The sequence below is a fragment of the Klenkia sp. PcliD-1-E genome (assembly GCF_024124375.1).
In the GTDB taxonomy this organism is placed as follows: Bacteria; Actinomycetota; Actinomycetes; order Mycobacteriales; family Geodermatophilaceae; genus Klenkia.
Window position 1 is genome coordinate 15,781 of record NZ_JAMXRZ010000048.1, and the last position, 15,361, is coordinate 31,141.

Here is a 15,361-nt window from a genome sequence, read left to right on the forward strand (position 1 = left end):
TGAGTGGCCCAGGGGCCGACGCGCACGCTCTGGCCGCCGCGGGGGCCGGGGAACACCGGCCGCCAGCTGCGTGGTCCGCTTCCGGCGGCGCGCACGCGGCGGATGCCGGATTGCCAGCGCGTCATTCGGCCGGCCACGAGTCGATGCTGCACGCGCTGGCGCTGTGCCTGGCTGTCCTGGTCGCCGGCGTGGGCACCGTGCTCGCCGCCCTGGCGGTGTGGCTGGCCCGCCGCCGGTTGACCGGGGTGGCCGCCTGCCTGAGGGCACCAGTCACGGTCGTCGCCGACCGGGCCACATTCTGGGCCCGAGGTCTGGAGCTGAGTCGTCTGTGCGTGCTGCGGATCTAGGCCGAACTCCTCCCGCGCCGGCAGCGACCCGCTGACCGCGCACGAGTTCGACCCTTCATCCGCTCGAGCCGGGCCCGACGATGCCTGGCTGACCCCTTCTGGAGATACCTGTGAGCAGCACTGTTCGATCGACCCTGTCCACCGCCACCGGACGTCGCCGCCTCGGTCAGCTGGCCGGCGCCCTGTTGGCCGGCTCGCTGGTCCTGTCGGCTTGTTCCGGCGGGGACAGCAGCGGTAGCGCCAGCGCCTCGTCGACCTCGGTGGCAGCCGATGCCACTTTCAACACCGCCGACGTCATGTTCGCCCAGATGATGATCCCCCACCACCAGCAGGCCATCGAGATGGCTCAGCTGACCGCCGACCGGTCCACCAATCCCCAGGTGCTGGACCTGGCCGCCCGGATCGAGGCGGCCCAGGGACCGGAGATCGAGCAGCTCACCGGCTGGCTGGAGGACTGGGGTCAGGACACCGCAAGCGCCAGCATGGACATGGGTGACATGGACATGGGTGCCATGGACATGGGCGGGGGCATGGACATGGGCGGAATGATGAGCTCGGAGGACATGGCATCCCTGGAGGCGGCGTCTGGCACCGAGTTCGACCGCATGTGGCTGGAAATGATGATCGAGCACCACACTGGCGCGATCGGCATGGCCGAGACCGAGATCAGCGATGGTAAGGACCAGGGTGCGGTCTCGATGGCCGAGGACATCAAGTCCTCGCAGAACCAGGAGATCAACGAGATGGAGCAGCTGCTGCAGTCCCTGCCGCAGTCCTGACCGCCCGCGCCGGGGCTGACCGTCGAGGCAGTCAGCCCCGGCACCGGTTGGTGAAGGGTGGTCAGGCGGACGTGGGCTCTTAGCTGCAGCGGCCGCCCAGGGTGATGCCCCGTGCGGCCAGCCACGACACTGGATTGACCCGGTTGGCGTAGAGCCCACCGACATGGGTCTCGATGTGCAGGTGGGGCCCGGTGGACTGGCCGGTGTTGCCGACTTCGGCGATGACGTCGCCGGCGGCCACGGACTGCCCGGCGGTCACGAAGTAGTCGTTGATGTGGCCGTAGACAGTGACCGTGCCATCGGGATGCTGCAGGTACACGGCCAGTCCGAACCCGTTGGCCGGACCGGCGTCGATGACGGTGCCCCCCTCGGGGGCGTAGATCGGAGTGCCGATCGGGGCAGCGATGTCGATTCCGTAGTGCATCGTGCCGCCGCGGTTGCCGAAGCAGGAGGTCACCCTACCGGTCACGAGCTGGCCTGTGCCGGCGTTTGCCCCGGCAGCTGCGGCGCGCTGCTGCGCCGCCAGCGCCGATTCCGGGTCATCGACTCCCTGCTGGGACAACTCGTCCAGCTGGGCGGTCAGCAGTTGGTCGTTCAGGGCATTCTGCTGGGCCTCGGCGGCAGCGAAGGTCGCCTGGGCCTGGGTGAGCTCCGCAGCGGCTTGAGCCTGCGCCTGGGCCGCCGAGGCGACCGCCTGGTCGCGAGCAGCGACGGCGGCCGCTGCGGCCTGCGCGGCGGCCTCCTGCTGTTGCTCGGCGCTCACCGCCGCCTCCAGCCGTTCGGTGCGGTCCTCACCCAGCAGATCCATGGTTGCGGTGCGCTGGATGAGATCGCTGGGGCCCTGCGCGGACAGCAGGGTCGCCGCCGCGGTCAGGTCACCGCCGTTCATGAAGGACTCCCGGGCCAGCTCGGTGACCTCGTCCTCGGCCTGGCCGGTGGCGGACTGGGCAGCGGCCAGGGCCGCCTGGGTGCTGTCGGCCTGCTGCTGCGCGCTGGCCAGATCGTCTTGGGCCACGCGCAGCACGTCGGCGGTGGCCTCGGCGTCCACTGTCGCCTGGTCCAGGGTGTTCTGTGCTGCGTCGATGGCTGCTTGCAGTCGCTCGACGTCGCTGCCGGGTGCCGCCTGCGAAGCTGCTGCGGCGCCGGCCGAGGGGGCGCTGGTGTCGGGCGCGGCTACGGCCACCGGGGAGGTCACGGTCTGACCGACCAGGACCGCTCCGGCCAGCAGCGCCAGCCACAGCGCCGAACGGGTGACCTGTCCTGCCGGTCGGGGCCGGCGCCGCAGCTCGAGACCGGCGGCGCAGTCTGGGCGCATGACTGCGCTGGGGGGTTGCGTGATCGCCACGGGGGCGGGTTCTCCGTTCCTCCTGCCGCCTACCGGGTTAGCTGACGGGTTCGGGCTGGAAGCAGGCCCTACCGGCGCACCGGATTCACCCCGAGGGACATGGGTCCCCGGCCCCCCACACGGGGGTTCGGCGGGTCCGCGGGACGCCCTCGGTGAAGGCCGGTGATCCAGCGGGCCCGACGAACATACTATTGAGCATCGGAGTTGTCACAGGGCGATAACGCCCGCCCCCCAGGCCAGCCCGACACGAATGCCGCCACCGGGAGCGTCGCGCCGCTCCGTCAGCCGGAACGGTCTACTATTTGAGGTAGTAGAAGGGTCGGGCTTCACCGCTCACAGCGACGCGCGGCCTTCCGCCGAGTGAGTAGGTGACGATGTCAGCGCAGAAACCCAGGCGTGCGCGTCGGCCGCAGTCCCCCCGCCGGGCACCGCATTCCGCGCAGCCGGATCCAACTGCGACCGCATCGGACGGGCCCACAGCACTCCCCCGGTCCGCCGACATGCCCCACGCCGACCACACCCAGGTGTCCCGGGCGGCCGCAGAGCCGGGGCAAGCCAGTCCCCCGCTGGCGGCGTTCCGGCGTCCGCCAGCTCCCCTGCCCAGCCTCGGGCTGTCCCCGCTGAGGGTGCGGTCCACCGACGGCGGTTCCCCGGCCGTCCTCCGCCGGCCGGTCATCGCCGACGATGCCGGCGGCCACAAGTCCACACCAGCAAGGGCACCAGCAACGGCGCGGGCCTCGTTGCCGGGTTCTTCATTGGCGGTCAGCCAGTCAGCAGCGGCTGACCGGCAGGCGGCGCCGGCAGCCAGCACCACGGTGCAGGAGGCTTTGGGACTGCCTGCCGATCTGGGACCTGGTGTGGTGGTCGAGGTCCCCCGCTCACCGGCGTTGCAGAAGGCCCCCACGGCGGCAGTGCAGGTGGTCACTGCCTCCTGCGATGCCGTCCCTGCCGATGCCCCGCACGCCCTGGGCGTCAACTACTGGTTCCAGGCGGCCTCCCACGGCGCCCCGTACACGGTGCGGCTGCGGGTGGTCGGTCGCCGCCGGGACGCCGGGTTCGGGGACCCGGCCAGCTCCTTCGACGTCGTGCGGACCGTGACCGACGTCGTACCTGGATCGGGACCGGTGGCGGTGACGTTGCGGGTGGTGGACGTGGCACCGGGGCAGTGGGACGTGTGGGTGGTGCCCGAGGAGGATGACCGCCCCGGCGCACCGGCGCAGGATCTAGCTGCCGGGAGCGCCAGCGGCGCGTCGGGTTTCTCCCCGCTGGTGCGGGTGCAGGGCCCCGGCGTGCGGGTGGCGGCATGGCCGACGTTGGTGGTCTTGGCCGCGGCTCTGGGCGTGACCGTGCAGAGCGCGCTGGCCGGCGCGGTGGGCCTGCCCCGCGGCCGGCTGCTGGCCGTGGCCCTCCTCGCCTGCCTCATCGGGCTCGCCGGGGCCAAGACCTACTACCTGCTGACCCACCCGGCCTCGGGTCGTGCCGGGGGCGGGCGGGATGGCATGTCGGTGCAGGGCTTCATCATCGCCAGCATCACCACCCTTGTCCTCGGGGCGGCTGCATGGTCGATGCCCGTCGGGTCCGTGCTCGGCGTCACCGCACCGGCCCTGCTGGCCGGGCTGGCGGTGGGCCGGCTGGGCTGCTTCTTCGGCGGGTGCTGCGCTGGGCGCCCCACGGCGTCGCGGTGGGGGGTGTGGAGCTCCGACCGGCGGATTGGGGTGCGCCGGGTGCCCACCCAGTTGCTGGAGGCCACGTCGGCCGCGGTGCTGGTGGTACCCGCAGCGCTGATCGTGTCCGCCAACCCGGCCACCGGCCTGCAGGTCTTCGTGGGCTTCCTGGCCGCCTACATCCTCGGGCGTCAGCTGCTGTTCCCTTGGCGCAGCATCCCTCGGGCCACCCGCCATGGACGCACGCTGACGATGGTGGCCAGTGGCGCGGCCTTGGTGGCGGCGGCCGGGTCCCTGCTGGCCGGGGTGCCCTGGTGACCGGGCCGACACCCATGACACCGCGCGTACTGCCCGGCGGGCGGGTCCGATGAGCCTGGGATGGGTGCAGGCCGCCGCCCGGGTCGCTGAGATCCGGGCAACGCTCAACGCCGTGGCCGGCCGACCCGCTCCCACCGCCGAGACGACCACCGGCGCGCAATGGTCGGCCGCAGCCGCAGCGGCCGGTCTGCCGACCGGCAACCCGGCCCCGCCCACCGCGGGGGCAACCCGGTCGACCAATCGCCCCACCGGTGCCGAGGTGTCCACTGCAGCAGGTGCCGGCGTCGACCAGACCGGGGTGGTCCCGGGAGCCCCGGGCGGACAGCCGTCGGTGGTGGACGTAGCGCGCCGCTACCTGGGGGTGCCCTACCTGTGGGGAGGTGACGACCCCGCGGTCGGGCTGGACTGCTCGGGATTCACCTCCCTGGTCTTCGCCCAGCTGGGGGTGACGGTGCCCCGCACGTCGGCCCAGCAGGCCACCGCGGGCCGGGCGGTGCCCGACCTGTCCACGGCCCAGCCAGGTGACCTGCTGTTCTTCGACTACTCCCCCGACCGCCCCGGCATCGACCATGTGGGCATCTACATCGGGGGGAACCAGATGATTGCCGCACCCCAGCCCGGCGAGGTGGTCAAGGTGCAGGCCGCGGGGTCACCGACGGTCATCCGCCGGGTGCTCACCGAGGGCTGACGGCGTTCCCGCCACACCGTCGGGCCAACCGGCGGCCATGTCCTCACCTGTCGGGTTGGCTGGGAATGTCGCGGCGTCAGGGCTCGATCGTGACGGGAGCCAGCGGCTGCGCGCCGGTGGCCTGCCAGATGCCCTCGGCGGTGACCACGGTGACCAGGCGGCCGGTGCCGGTGCCCCGGACCTCGATGGCCTGCGGTGCGGCGTCGAGCTGGTCGCCGGCAGTCCAGGTCTGCCCGCCGTCTGCGCTGGACCACAGCACACCCCCGGGCGTGACCCCAGCGACGTCGCTGCCGGCGTCTGACCAGTCGATGACCTGCAGCGGCGGTCCCTGCTGCGCGCCCGACCAGCTCAGCGCACCGTCGGTGGAGCGCCGCAGGCCTTCCCCATCGCTGACCAGCACCGTCGTCCCGTCGGGGGAGGCGGTGAGCACACCCCCGTCCGACGGGTCGGCCCGCGGGGACCACTGCTGCTCGTCGGTGGTGTGCATCAGCGCCCCGTCCCAGCCGTAGAGGCCGCCGTCGTAGGGCGCCAGGGCGTGGAAGTCCGACCGGCCGCCGCGGGAGACCGGGACCCAGGTTCGTCCCCCGTCGTGGGATTCGATCAACCCCGCCGGGTCAGGCAGGTCCGACTGCAGACCGGGATGCCCCGAGGCCAGCAGCCGGCCGGCCCCGCCCTCGGCCAGAGCCATTAGATCCAGCGCGGGACCGACCCTGCCGATGCCCTCTTGCGGGTCCACGACGAACAGCCCCAGGTGCGTGGCCAGCTGGATCTGCCCGCTGTCGGGGTCGGTGAGCACTGCGTGCACGTGCCCGAACATCGCCTCGGTGAGACCAGCCGGGTCCGGCGCGGTGTCGGCACTGGGCTCACCGGCGCCGGGCGAGCAGCCGGCGAGGGCGAGCAGCGCTGTCAACGCGACCGCCAGCCGTTGCGTCCCAGGTCGGGGAAGCTGGAGAGTCATCGTTCCTTCCATCGAGGTGGCCGGCCGCCCCCACCGCTGGGGAGGTCCGCCGGGAGGGGACCCTGCTGGATGAGCGGCCGGGGGTGGGTCAGATCGAGGACGTCCCCAGCCCGGTGGTGGCCAGCCACGCCCGCATCCAGATCATGACCTGGTCCCAGGCACCGGTCAGCAGCAGGATGCCCAAACCGACCAGCAGCACCCCACCGGCCCGCTTGACCGCCGGAGCGCGCCGACGGGCCCACGCCGACATCCGCAGGGCATTCTTCAAGCCCAGCGCGACGGCCAGGAACGGCACGCCTAGGCCCAGGCAGTAGGCCAGGGCCAGCACGGCACCGCGGGTCGCTGATGCCTGGTTGTAGGCCAGGGTGCTCACCGCTGCCAGCGTCGGGCCGATGCAGGGGGTCCAGCCCAGCCCGAACACGATCCCCAGCACCGGCGCCCCGGCCAGCCCGGCGCGGGGCAGGGCGGTGATCCGCCGTTGCCGTTGCAACCACGGCAGCACGCCCAGGAACGACAGGCCCATGATGACCGTGATCGCACCCATGACCTTGGTCAACACCGGTGACCATTCCAGCAGCAGCCGGCCCAGACCACCGAAGGCGGCCCCGAAGGACACGAACACCGCGGTGAAACCCAGCACGAACAGCACCGACCCCAGCAGAACGCGGGGCGGGGCCGCCGGGGTGCCGGTTCGCACCGGCCGGGTCGAGGTCAGCGGGTGACGCGAGGGACCCGCCCCGGGGCGCCCGGCAGCCAATGGTGTCTGCACCGAGCCAGCTGCAGCGCCGGTGGGCCCGCCCTGGGCGGCGGCACCAGTGAGCCCGGCGATGTAGCCCAGGTAGCCCGGGATGAGCGGCAGGACGCAGGGGGAGGCGAAACTGATCAGCCCGGCCACCGCGGCGACCAGGATGCCGACCAGGAGCGAGCCGTCACTGACCAACCCGGCGAAGGTCGCACCGATACCGCTCACGAGGTGCCCCCGTCGGCCTGCTCGCCCAGCAGCGCGGTCAGCGCCGAGGTGAGGTCCTGCTGGGCGACCGCGCCGGTGTAGACCGCGGCAACACGACCGCCCGCGTCCAGCACGATGGTGGAGGGAACCGCGTTGGCAGGGAATCCACGGAAGGCCACAGCCACCTCACCGGCGGGATCGAACAGCGAGGGGTACTGCACCCCCGAGGAGTCGGTGAACGCCTGTGCCAGCTGGCGTTGGTCTTTCACGTCGACGCCGAGGAACTGCACACCCTGATCCTGCAGCTGGCTGTAGACCTGCTGGAACTCCGGCGATTCCACCCGGCACGGTGGACACCAGGACCCCCAGAAGTTGATCACTGCGACGTCGCCGGCCAGCTCGGTGGAGTCGAAGGCCGTGCCGTCGAGCAGCTCCCCGGCGAACGCCGGCGCGGCGGCCCGCTGGGAGGCAGGGACCACCTCCCCCGCCGGCGTCGCCCCGGTGAACTGGAAGCCCCCATCCGCAGGAGCCGACCCCCCACACCCGGCCGCGGTCAGCAAGACAGCGACGGCCAACCCCACGGCGAGCAGGCGCGTCCTGCCCGCACGCAGCCCGCGGCCGGCACCGAGGGTGGCGGGGTCAGATTCGTGGCCGCGACCGACCACCATGCGCCGATCCGGCCAGCGGGATCCTGGTCGGCCGGCCACACCCTCGGCCAGGGTGACCGACCGTGCGCGGAGATCAGGCACGTCGCCGCGACCGGGGGGTGGGCTCGGGCTGCGCGTCACGGCAGCAACTATCGCAGATAGTATCCGCAGGGTGGTTGCCCCCCGGTCCCGATTCGTCTCCTGCGTCAGCGGCGTCGGCCTGCTCCTGCTCACCGGTTGCGCCGGCCCCACGCCGTCGTCGGCTGCCGCGGACGCAAGTGCGGGGACCGCCACTGCGGCCCGCGCCGAGGTCGACCCGTGCCCCGCGGCGGAGGCCACGCAGACCGACCCGGCCACAGCGGCATCCTCAGCTGCCACGTCCCCGCAGGCGAATCGGCTACCGGAAGGGACGTTCGCCTGCCTGGGGCCGGGGTCCGGGCTGTCGTGGACAGCCCTGCAGGGTCAACCGCTGGTGATCAACCTCTGGGCGAGCTGGTGTGCGCCGTGCCGGGAGGAGATGCCCATCCTGCAGGCCACCTACGGCAGTCAGCCTCCGCCCGTACCGGGGGGCCCGGCCGGGGTCCAGTTCCTGGGGGTCGACGTGCGTGACGAGCCGGCCGCGGCCGCGGACTTGTTGGCGGCACTGGACGTCCGCTATCCCCAGCTGCAGGATCCGCAAGGAGTGATGCTGGATCAGATGGCGCTGCCTGGCTTGCCGGTCACGATCGCCGTGGACGCCGCAGGCGAGGTCGCCGATGTGCAGATCGGGCAACTGGACACCACCCGCCTGCAGGAACTGCTGGACGCCGCGCGCGGCGCCACCGGATGACCGAGCCCCGCGCGCACGGTCACCCGGACTCCTGCTGCCCGGACATCGATGGCGCCGAGGTCAGCGCCGGGGTAACAGCAGGCCGACAGGCACCTCGACCCCCGGCGCTCGATCCAGGCCGTCGCCTACCGTCTCCGGCGGGCACAGCAGCCACAGCGCCGCTACCGGCACGACCACCCAGGTCAACCACCCGGTCCACCACAGCGACCGCCGCTCGGCGGGCCCAGCTTTCTGAGACGCGACGGTTGACGGCGGCGAGCTCACCATGACACCTCTTATCGTCGATAGTAGGCAGGTGGGGGCGCGGTCTGCGATCCTGGCATCACCTCTGCTGGCGCTGCGATCCCCCGACCTCGGTTCAGCAGCGGCTGCGAGCACGACGAAGGGTGGTCTGGGTGCCTCGGCTGGGATCGCTGGAGACAGCGGTGATGGACGTGTTGTGGGCCTCCTCCACGCCGATGACGGTGCGGGAGGTCCTGGATGGTCTTCCATCCTCGAGGGACCTTGCCTACACCACGGCGATGACGGTGCTGGGCAACCTGCACCGCAAGGGCATGGCACACCGCTCCACGGCCGGTCGGGCCTACCACTACCAGGCGGCATCGACCCGGGAGGCTGTCGCCGCAGCCTCCCTGCGGGAGATCCTGGATGCCACCGGCGACCCGCAAGGGGTGCTGCTGCACTTCGCGGCGACGGCGACCGATGAGGAGTCCGACGCCTTGCGCAACGCCCTGGATCGACGCGGCCTGACCCCGTGACCGGCATGGTGGTGCTGCTGGCTGCCGGGTCGGCGGCCGCCGGGATCGGTCAGGCGCCGCTGCACTGGCTGGCAGCACGCGGAGCCGATCCCACGGCGGTCCTCACCGGCTGGCTGCTGGCGCTGATGGGCTTGCTCGTGTCGGCGGTGTCGTTCCTGGCCCTGCTGGCGATGCCCACCGACGCGCACCCCTCCACCGGCCTATTCGGTCTGGCGGGGGGATGCTGGTCGGCACTGGCCGCGGGCTCACTGCCAGGGGTACGCGAGGCACTGGCCGGGGCCAGCACGATCGCGGCCACGGTCGTGCTGGTGCGCATGGGTTGGGCGGTGCAAGCTCGCGTGCGGGCCCGCCGGGCCACCCGGGGGGCGCGGACCCAGCTGCAGCTGCTGACCCGCGGCCAGCCGCCCGGGTCGCCGGTGGTGGTGCGCAGCGACGAGCCGATGGCGGTCGCGATCAGCGGACGACCCGCCGTCATCCTGATCAGCGACAGCCTGCAGCAGCGACTGTCGGCGGCTGAGCTGGCCGCCACCGTGGCCCACGAGCGGGCCCACGTGCGCGGCCGTCACCATCTGCTGATCGCGATCGCCGACACCCTGGCCCAGGCGCTGCCCCGGGTGCCGCTGCTGCGAGCAGCGCCCGCAGCGGTGCGGGACCTGGTGGAACTGGCCGCCGACCGGGCCGCGGCTCGCCGGTGCGGTGCAGCCGCGGTGCACGACGCGCTGCTGCAGGCGACCGCACCGACCGGGAAGGCGACGGCGCGCATGTCGGCCTCGTTGACCGCTGGCGGCCTGGCCATGACCGGGGGCCTGACCGACTGGCGCCTGGCTCAGTTGCGCAAGCCGGCCAGACCTGGGGCCGACTTGGTGCGTGTGCTCGCGTGCGCAGCGATGGCGGCGGCGGTGCTCGTGCTGCCGGTCGCCACCGGGTGGGTGTTGGTCAACACCGTGGCCTGCGCCGCCACCTGACCCCGCGACCGCCTACTATGAAGCGTCGTAGGAGGACGCCTCGGGTGCCCCGGGGTTCGGCAGAGCGGAGTTCGGTGTGCACCCAGAAGACCTCGGCCGTACTCGGCGCCGGACCCCGGCGACCTCGGGTGTGCTCGGCCGGCCGGTCGGCCGCCGGGCGGTGCTCGGCGGGGCGCTGAGCCTGGCCACCGCCGCGGGCCTGGCGGCCTGCACGCGCGGTACGAGCTCCCCGGGGGTCACGGTCGGTCCCGGCGACCCGTCGGTCGCGGCCGCCGAGCAGGCCCGGACCCGCGCCGGGGTTGCGGTGCACCGGGTGCAGCTGACCGCCGCACCGGCCCGGGTCGACCTGGGCGGCCCGGTGGTGGACACCTGGGCCTATGGCGGGGCAGTGCCCGGGCAGGAGATACGGCTGCCCGCCGGCGACCGACTCTCGGTCGCGTTGGTCAATCAGCTCACCGACCCCACCACCGTGCACTGGCACGGCCTGGCGTTGCGCAACGACATGGACGGCGTGCCCGAGGTGACCCAGCCGGCTGTGCGGCCCGGCGGGGACATGCTCTACGAGTTCACCGTCCCCGACCCGGGTACCTACTGGTTCCACCCCCATGTGGGCACCCAACTGGACCGCGGCCTGTACGCACCGTTGATCGTCGAGGACCCCGACGAGCCGCTGGGGTACGACGCCGAGCACGTCGTGGTCCTCGACGACTGGGTCGACGGCACCGGGCGCACCCCCGACCAGGTGCTCGGTGAGCTGCAGTCGATGGGGATGGACATGAGTAGCGACGGCCCCTCCTCGGCCGCGCTGGGCGGGGACGCCGGCGACGTCGCCTATCCGATGTACCTGGTCAACGGACGCGTGCCCCAAGCCCCCAACACCGTCACCTTCAAACCCGGCACCCGGGTCCGCCTGCGGCTGATCAACGCCGGTGCGGACACCGCCTTCCGGGTCGCTCTCACCGGCCACCGGCTCACCGTCACCCACACCGACGGCTTCCCCGTGGAGCAGGTGGACGGTGACGCCATCCTCATCGGCATGGGCGAGCGCTTTGACGCCCTGGTGACCCTCGGCGACGGGGTGTTCGCACTGGTGGCCAGCGCCGAGGGCAAGGACGGACTGGCCAGGGAGCTGATCAGGACCGGATCCGGCGATCCCCCTGCCGCCGACACGCGACCGCCCGAGCTGTCAGGAGCGCTCCTGACGGGGAACATGCTGCACGCCACCGAGGACGTCGCCCTGCCCGACCAGACCGTGGACCGGGAACACCAGCTGATCCTCGACGGGCAGATGAGCGACTACCGCTGGACGATCAACGGTCGGGGCTATGACGAACACCGACCGCTACCGGTGACGGCGGGGCAGACCCTCCGGCTGACGATGACCAACAACACCACGATGTTCCACCCCATGCACGTGCACCGGCACACCTTCCAGCTGCGACCCAGCGAGGGGGCCGGGGCGCGCAAGGACACCGTCAACGTGCTGCCCGGTCAGACAGTGGTCGCCGACCTGATCGCCGACAACCCCGGCCAGTGGCTAATCCACTGCCACAACCTCTACCACGCCGAGGCCGGCATGATGACCACGCTGTCCTACCGCCGATGACAGCGCCCACCCCGCCCACCTCACCCCGCCCTTGGCTGCCGGACCCGTCAGCGTCTTGGCGTTCGCGGCTGCGACACCCGGCGCTGACCGGCGCCGTCTATGCGGTGGTCGCGGCGGCCGGGATCGGCGTGCCGACCGGGGTAGTGCCCACCGCCTGGTTCATCCGCATGACCGCGGTGACCTGGTGGGCCTACCCGGTGTGGGCCGGCGCAGCCGTGCTGATCGGTGTGGCTGCCGCCCGACGCGGCCGGTGGCGCACCCGGCCGCAGCCATCCGGGCAGCTGCTCGGGGGTGTGGGCACGGCCTTGGCCGTGGGATGCCCGCGTGCAACCAGGTCGTCACGCTGGCCTTCGGACCGGCTGCGACCGGCCTGTGGGCATCAATCCAACCGGCCGTAGGGGTAGCGGCCGTGACGGGGCTGCTCTGCGCAGCACTCCGCCGGCGCCGCAACACACCGACCATGACCCGGCCCGTCATCGACACCGACGCGCAGGCGCCGTTCCCCGCCGCGATGCGCGGGGCCACCTGCCTGGTCCTGCCCATTCTGCATGCCTCGGATGCGGGTACCGGCCCCGAACCACAGCCGGGCCCTGTGCCCGCGAGGTCGGACGTGTCGGCGCGCGCGCCGGCGGCGCACTGACCCTGACCTCACCCTCCAGGGGCAGGTTCCTTCAGTACAGCCATCCCGCTGTCGTTAGTACTACGAGACGTAGTTCGCCTTGACGACAGACGGAGAGTCATGTCCGCCCACCTGTTCCGCCGCCGTGTGATTCAGCCGCGTCCGGGCCGCCGCCGGACCGCGACGGTGGGGTTGCTGGTCGGTGTGATCCTCGGTGTGCTGGCTCTCCCCGCCCAGGCCGCACCGGTCAACCCCAGCGATGCCGACCTCACCGCAGCCCGCAGCGCCCAGGACCAGGCAGCGGCCGAGGTGGGGCGACTGACGGCGATGGTGGCCACGGCCGAGTCGCAGCTGCAGCAGGCCAACGTGGTGGCCGAGGCGGCCGCCGACGCCCAGCTGGTCGCCGAGGCAGAGCTCGCCTCGGCCCAGCAGGCTGCTGATGCAGCCGACGCCGAACTGGTGCGCGCCGCGTCGGCCACCGCGGCCGCGGCGGATCGGGTCAACGACGTGGGCCGGGAGAACTACATGCGCTCAGCGGGTGAGCTCGGCGTGGTCGCCGGCCTGCTCGACGCCGGCGGGCCCTCCCAGTTGCTGCAGCAGGCAGCGACACTGGACTACCTGGCAGCTGGCCGGCTGTCGGTGCTCCACCAGCTGCGGGTGGCGCAGATCGAACAGGCCAACGCCGCCGCGCTGGCCCAGGCCGCGGCCGTGCAGCGGCAGGACGCTGCAGACGCCGCCGCCGAGGCCACCGACCAAGCCCAGGCTCAGCTCGCCCAGTTCCAGACCCGAGCGGATGCTGCGGCAGCCGAGCGCGACACCTACCAGCAGCAACTGCAGGCCGCCCAGATCCAGCTTCTGCAGCTGCAGGGCGAGCGCGACGCCTACGCCGCCTGGCAGGCCCAGCAGGCCGCAGCGGCCCGGGCCGAGGCGGCCCGACAGGCGACCCCCCAGCCCCGGCCCACTGGGACCACGTCACCCCGGCCCCCGGGCACACCCACGCCCACCCCGGTCACCCCCCCAATGCCCGTCGGCTCCTCCGGTGCCGTCGCACCCACGACCGGGCGGTTCACCACGTGTTACGAGATGCGGTGGGGTGTGATGCACAACGGGGTGGACATCGCCGCCCCCATCGGCACCCCGATCTACTCCCCGCTGGCCGGCACGGTCCGGCGCGCTGGATCGGCCACCGGCTTCGGCCTGGCCGTCTACATCGAACACGACGACGGTTCGGTCACCGTGTACGGGCACATCAACGACTACTTCGTCACCGCCGGGCAGCGGGTGGACGCCGGTGAGGTCATCGCCGTAGTGGGCAACACGGGCCAATCGACCGGGCCGCACCTGCACTTCGAGGTGCACACCGACGGCATGTACGCCGGCCGGGTCAACCCGATGCCGTGGCTGGCCGCCCGTGGGGTCACGATGCCCGGCCGCTGCTCCTGAACAGCGCGACCCGTCGTGACCCCGCCTGTCTCACGGATGCGCCGGGGTGGGCATTTGCACAGACCACGCGATGTTCACATGGCGGTAGCAACTCGCGGCCAGTACCCCCCGGTGGTATACCTTGTAGCGGATGCCAGCCATCCGAAAGCGGGATCCGGGTGAGCACCGGTGGCCCGGCTTCCGCTACCAACCGTGTCAGGAGAGCGATGTCCGCATACGTCGATCTCGCGGCGATGGCCGGGACCGGGGCAGCCGGCATCGGGATCGTGCTGCTGGTGGCCCGGTGGTCCGCCGTAGCCCCCCCAGCGCGGGCGGTTCTGCCGTTTGCGGGGGGCCGCGGCCCCAACGAGCATGCGTTGTCCCGCTTCCATGCCCGCTGGTACCCGGTCACGCTGCTGTTCCTCGCCTTCGACGTCGAGATGCTCTACATGTACCCCTGGACGGTGGTGGTGGCGCGGGTCGGCGCCGGTGCGGTCGTCGAGATGTTCGTCTTCCTCGGCGTGCTGATGGCCGCGGTGGTCTGGGCGTGGCGCGAGGGGGCGCTGCGGTGGACCTGAGGGCGGCCCTGACCCGGTTCGCCGCCCGCCGGCTGCACGTGCTGCTCGTCGAGGTCCCCGGTGCCGCGCCGGTGCGGTGGGCGGCCGAGACCGAGGTGGCGCGGCGGGGCTGGGTGGAGGCCGTCTCCGCCGCCGACGCCGACCTCGTCCTGGTCTGCGGCGCGCCCGGCCCAGTGCTCGCCGCGGTCGTGGACGCCGTCGTCGACCTCGTGCCCCGCCCCGCCGCCCGGGCCTCGGCCACCACGGCCGACGCCGTCGGCGCGGCCCTCGACGGTGCAGCCGCTCGCTGGGCGGACGGGGGGCTGCCCCCGCCCGACCGACGGCCCCCCGACCAGGACCGGCCGGACGACGGCGCGTCCCGGGACGCCCCCTCCAGTGGCGACGGCCCCGCCCCGGAGGGCTCCGCCACCGACGACGCGGACGCGGACACGGAGCACGACATGGGCCCGGACCACGACATGGGCCCGGACCACGACATGGGCCCGGACCACGACATGGACATGTCCGGCCCGGGTGGGGTGGCGCTGGCCGGCGGCGCGGAGGACCGGGACGGGCTGGCGATGGACGTGCTGCACGTCCCGCTCGGCCCGGTGCTGCCCGCGTGGCCGGCCGGGCTGGTGCTCACCTGCACGCTGGCCGGCGACGTGGTCACCGGCGCGGGGGTCGAGGTGCTGCCGGCGGACGACCCCGACCGGGCCCACGACCAGGCCCACGACCAGGCCCACGACCACACCCCCGCGTCCAAGCCCGCGTCCGTCCCCTGTCCCTGCAGCCCGAGGACGTCGGCCTGCCGCGTGGGCCCCGGCGCCGGACGGCGGGTCTGCGCCGCGAGGAGGTGGCCGCGCTGGCGCACATGTCGCCGGACTACTACTCGCGGCTGGAGCGGGAG

15 protein-coding genes and 1 riboswitch are annotated in these 15,361 nt (G+C 72.8%); of the genes, 11 read left to right on the plus strand and 4 right to left on the minus strand.

The genetic code is table 11. From position 1 onward, the window contains the following. Positions 1-143: 143 nt before the first annotated feature. Both NH342_RS11375 and NH342_RS11380 read left to right on the plus strand, forming a co-directional pair. Complete coding sequence (locus NH342_RS11375; protein WP_253014893.1) at positions 144-347, plus strand: hypothetical protein; 204 nt, start codon at positions 144-146, stop codon at positions 345-347. A gap of 110 nt (positions 348-457) precedes the next feature. After that, positions 458-1,126 carry a DUF305 domain-containing protein gene (locus NH342_RS11380; RefSeq protein ID WP_253014895.1) on the plus strand — a complete coding sequence of 223 codons (669 nt, stop codon included), beginning with the start codon at positions 458-460 and terminating at the stop codon, positions 1,124-1,126. 79 nt (positions 1,127-1,205) lie between these two features. Here NH342_RS11380 and NH342_RS11385 read toward each other — a convergent pair whose 3' ends face one another. Next, positions 1,206-2,471, minus strand: coding sequence for a peptidoglycan DD-metalloendopeptidase family protein (locus NH342_RS11385; protein ID WP_253014897.1), 1,266 nt, complete (start codon positions 2,469-2,471; stop codon positions 1,206-1,208). Between the two features lie 9 nt (positions 2,472-2,480). Then, positions 2,481-2,614: riboswitch (cyclic di-AMP (ydaO/yuaA leader) on the minus strand. A gap of 717 nt (positions 2,615-3,331) precedes the next feature. On the opposite strand from NH342_RS11385, the gene NH342_RS11390 reads away from it, so the two are divergent. Together NH342_RS11390 and NH342_RS23895 are read left to right on the plus strand one after the other, a co-directional pair. After that, positions 3,332-4,453 (plus strand): prolipoprotein diacylglyceryl transferase family protein, encoded by a 1,122-nt coding sequence (locus tag NH342_RS11390; protein WP_253014899.1) that lies wholly within the window; start codon positions 3,332-3,334, stop codon positions 4,451-4,453. Positions 4,454-4,502: 49 nt separating this feature from the next. Further along, positions 4,503-5,141 carry a C40 family peptidase gene (locus NH342_RS23895; protein ID WP_305884893.1) on the plus strand — a complete coding sequence of 213 codons (639 nt, stop codon included), beginning with the start codon at positions 4,503-4,505 and terminating at the stop codon, positions 5,139-5,141. Between the two features lie 76 nt (positions 5,142-5,217). Here NH342_RS23895 and NH342_RS11400 read toward each other — a convergent pair whose 3' ends face one another. The 3 genes from NH342_RS11400 to NH342_RS11410 all read right to left on the minus strand — a co-directional run bounded on the left by NH342_RS11400 (position 5,218) and on the right by NH342_RS11410 (position 7,527). Continuing rightward, entirely contained in the window at positions 5,218-6,051 is an 834-nt protein-coding gene (locus tag NH342_RS11400; RefSeq protein ID WP_253014901.1) for a F510_1955 family glycosylhydrolase, read from the minus strand. A 136-nt stretch (positions 6,052-6,187) separates the two neighbouring features. Then, positions 6,188-7,069: a cytochrome c biogenesis CcdA family protein gene (locus NH342_RS11405; RefSeq protein ID WP_253014903.1), complete on the minus strand. Its 882-nt coding sequence runs from the start codon at positions 7,067-7,069 to the stop codon at positions 6,188-6,190. Further along, positions 7,066-7,527 carry a TlpA disulfide reductase family protein gene (locus NH342_RS11410; RefSeq protein WP_253014905.1) on the minus strand — a complete coding sequence of 154 codons (462 nt, stop codon included), beginning with the start codon at positions 7,525-7,527 and terminating at the stop codon, positions 7,066-7,068. The genes NH342_RS11405 and NH342_RS11410 overlap by 4 nt, the downstream gene beginning before the upstream one ends. A gap of 187 nt (positions 7,528-7,714) precedes the next feature. Here NH342_RS11410 and NH342_RS11415 point away from each other — a divergent pair, with 187 nt between their 5' ends. The 7 genes from NH342_RS11415 to NH342_RS24525 all read left to right on the plus strand — a co-directional run. Beyond that, a complete protein-coding gene (locus NH342_RS11415) occupies positions 7,715-8,524 on the plus strand; it encodes a TlpA disulfide reductase family protein (RefSeq protein WP_253014907.1) in 810 nt (269 codons plus the stop codon). A 395-nt stretch (positions 8,525-8,919) separates the two neighbouring features. Further along, positions 8,920-9,282, plus strand: coding sequence for a BlaI/MecI/CopY family transcriptional regulator (locus NH342_RS11420; RefSeq protein WP_308200641.1), 363 nt, complete (start codon positions 8,920-8,922; stop codon positions 9,280-9,282). Positions 9,283-9,287: 5 nt separating this feature from the next. Beyond that, positions 9,288-10,247, plus strand: a complete 960-nt coding sequence (locus NH342_RS11425) for a M56 family metallopeptidase (protein ID WP_253014919.1) — start codon at positions 9,288-9,290, stop codon at positions 10,245-10,247. 76 nt (positions 10,248-10,323) lie between these two features. Further along, complete coding sequence (locus tag NH342_RS11430; protein WP_253014909.1) at positions 10,324-11,853, plus strand: multicopper oxidase family protein; 1,530 nt, start codon at positions 10,324-10,326, stop codon at positions 11,851-11,853. 835 nt (positions 11,854-12,688) lie between these two features. Next, positions 12,689-13,915 carry a peptidoglycan DD-metalloendopeptidase family protein gene (locus NH342_RS11435; protein WP_253014911.1) on the plus strand — a complete coding sequence of 409 codons (1,227 nt, stop codon included), beginning with the start codon at positions 12,689-12,691 and terminating at the stop codon, positions 13,913-13,915. A 233-nt stretch (positions 13,916-14,148) separates the two neighbouring features. Further along, positions 14,149-14,472, plus strand: a complete 324-nt coding sequence (locus NH342_RS11440; protein ID WP_253014921.1) for an NADH-quinone oxidoreductase subunit A — start codon at positions 14,149-14,151, stop codon at positions 14,470-14,472. Next, the coding region (locus NH342_RS24525) for a hypothetical protein (protein WP_374209429.1) at positions 14,463-15,361 on the plus strand (899 nt) is incomplete at its 3' end. The genes NH342_RS11440 and NH342_RS24525, both read left to right, overlap by 10 nt.

Excerpts from the sequence above, each read along its gene's own strand:
- NH342_RS11375 (WP_253014893.1), top strand. The coding sequence starts at position 144 with ATGCTGCACGCGCTGGCGCTGTGCCTGGCTGTCCTGGTCGCCGGCGTG.
- NH342_RS23895 (WP_305884893.1), top strand. The coding sequence starts at position 4,503 with ATGAGCCTGGGATGGGTGCAGGCCGCCGCCCGGGTCGCTGAGATCCGG.
- NH342_RS11415 (WP_253014907.1), top strand. The coding sequence starts at position 7,715 with ATGCGCCGATCCGGCCAGCGGGATCCTGGTCGGCCGGCCACACCCTCG.
- NH342_RS11425 (WP_253014919.1), top strand. The coding sequence starts at position 9,288 with ATGGTGGTGCTGCTGGCTGCCGGGTCGGCGGCCGCCGGGATCGGTCAG.
- NH342_RS11440 (WP_253014921.1), top strand. The coding sequence starts at position 14,149 with ATGGCCGGGACCGGGGCAGCCGGCATCGGGATCGTGCTGCTGGTGGCC.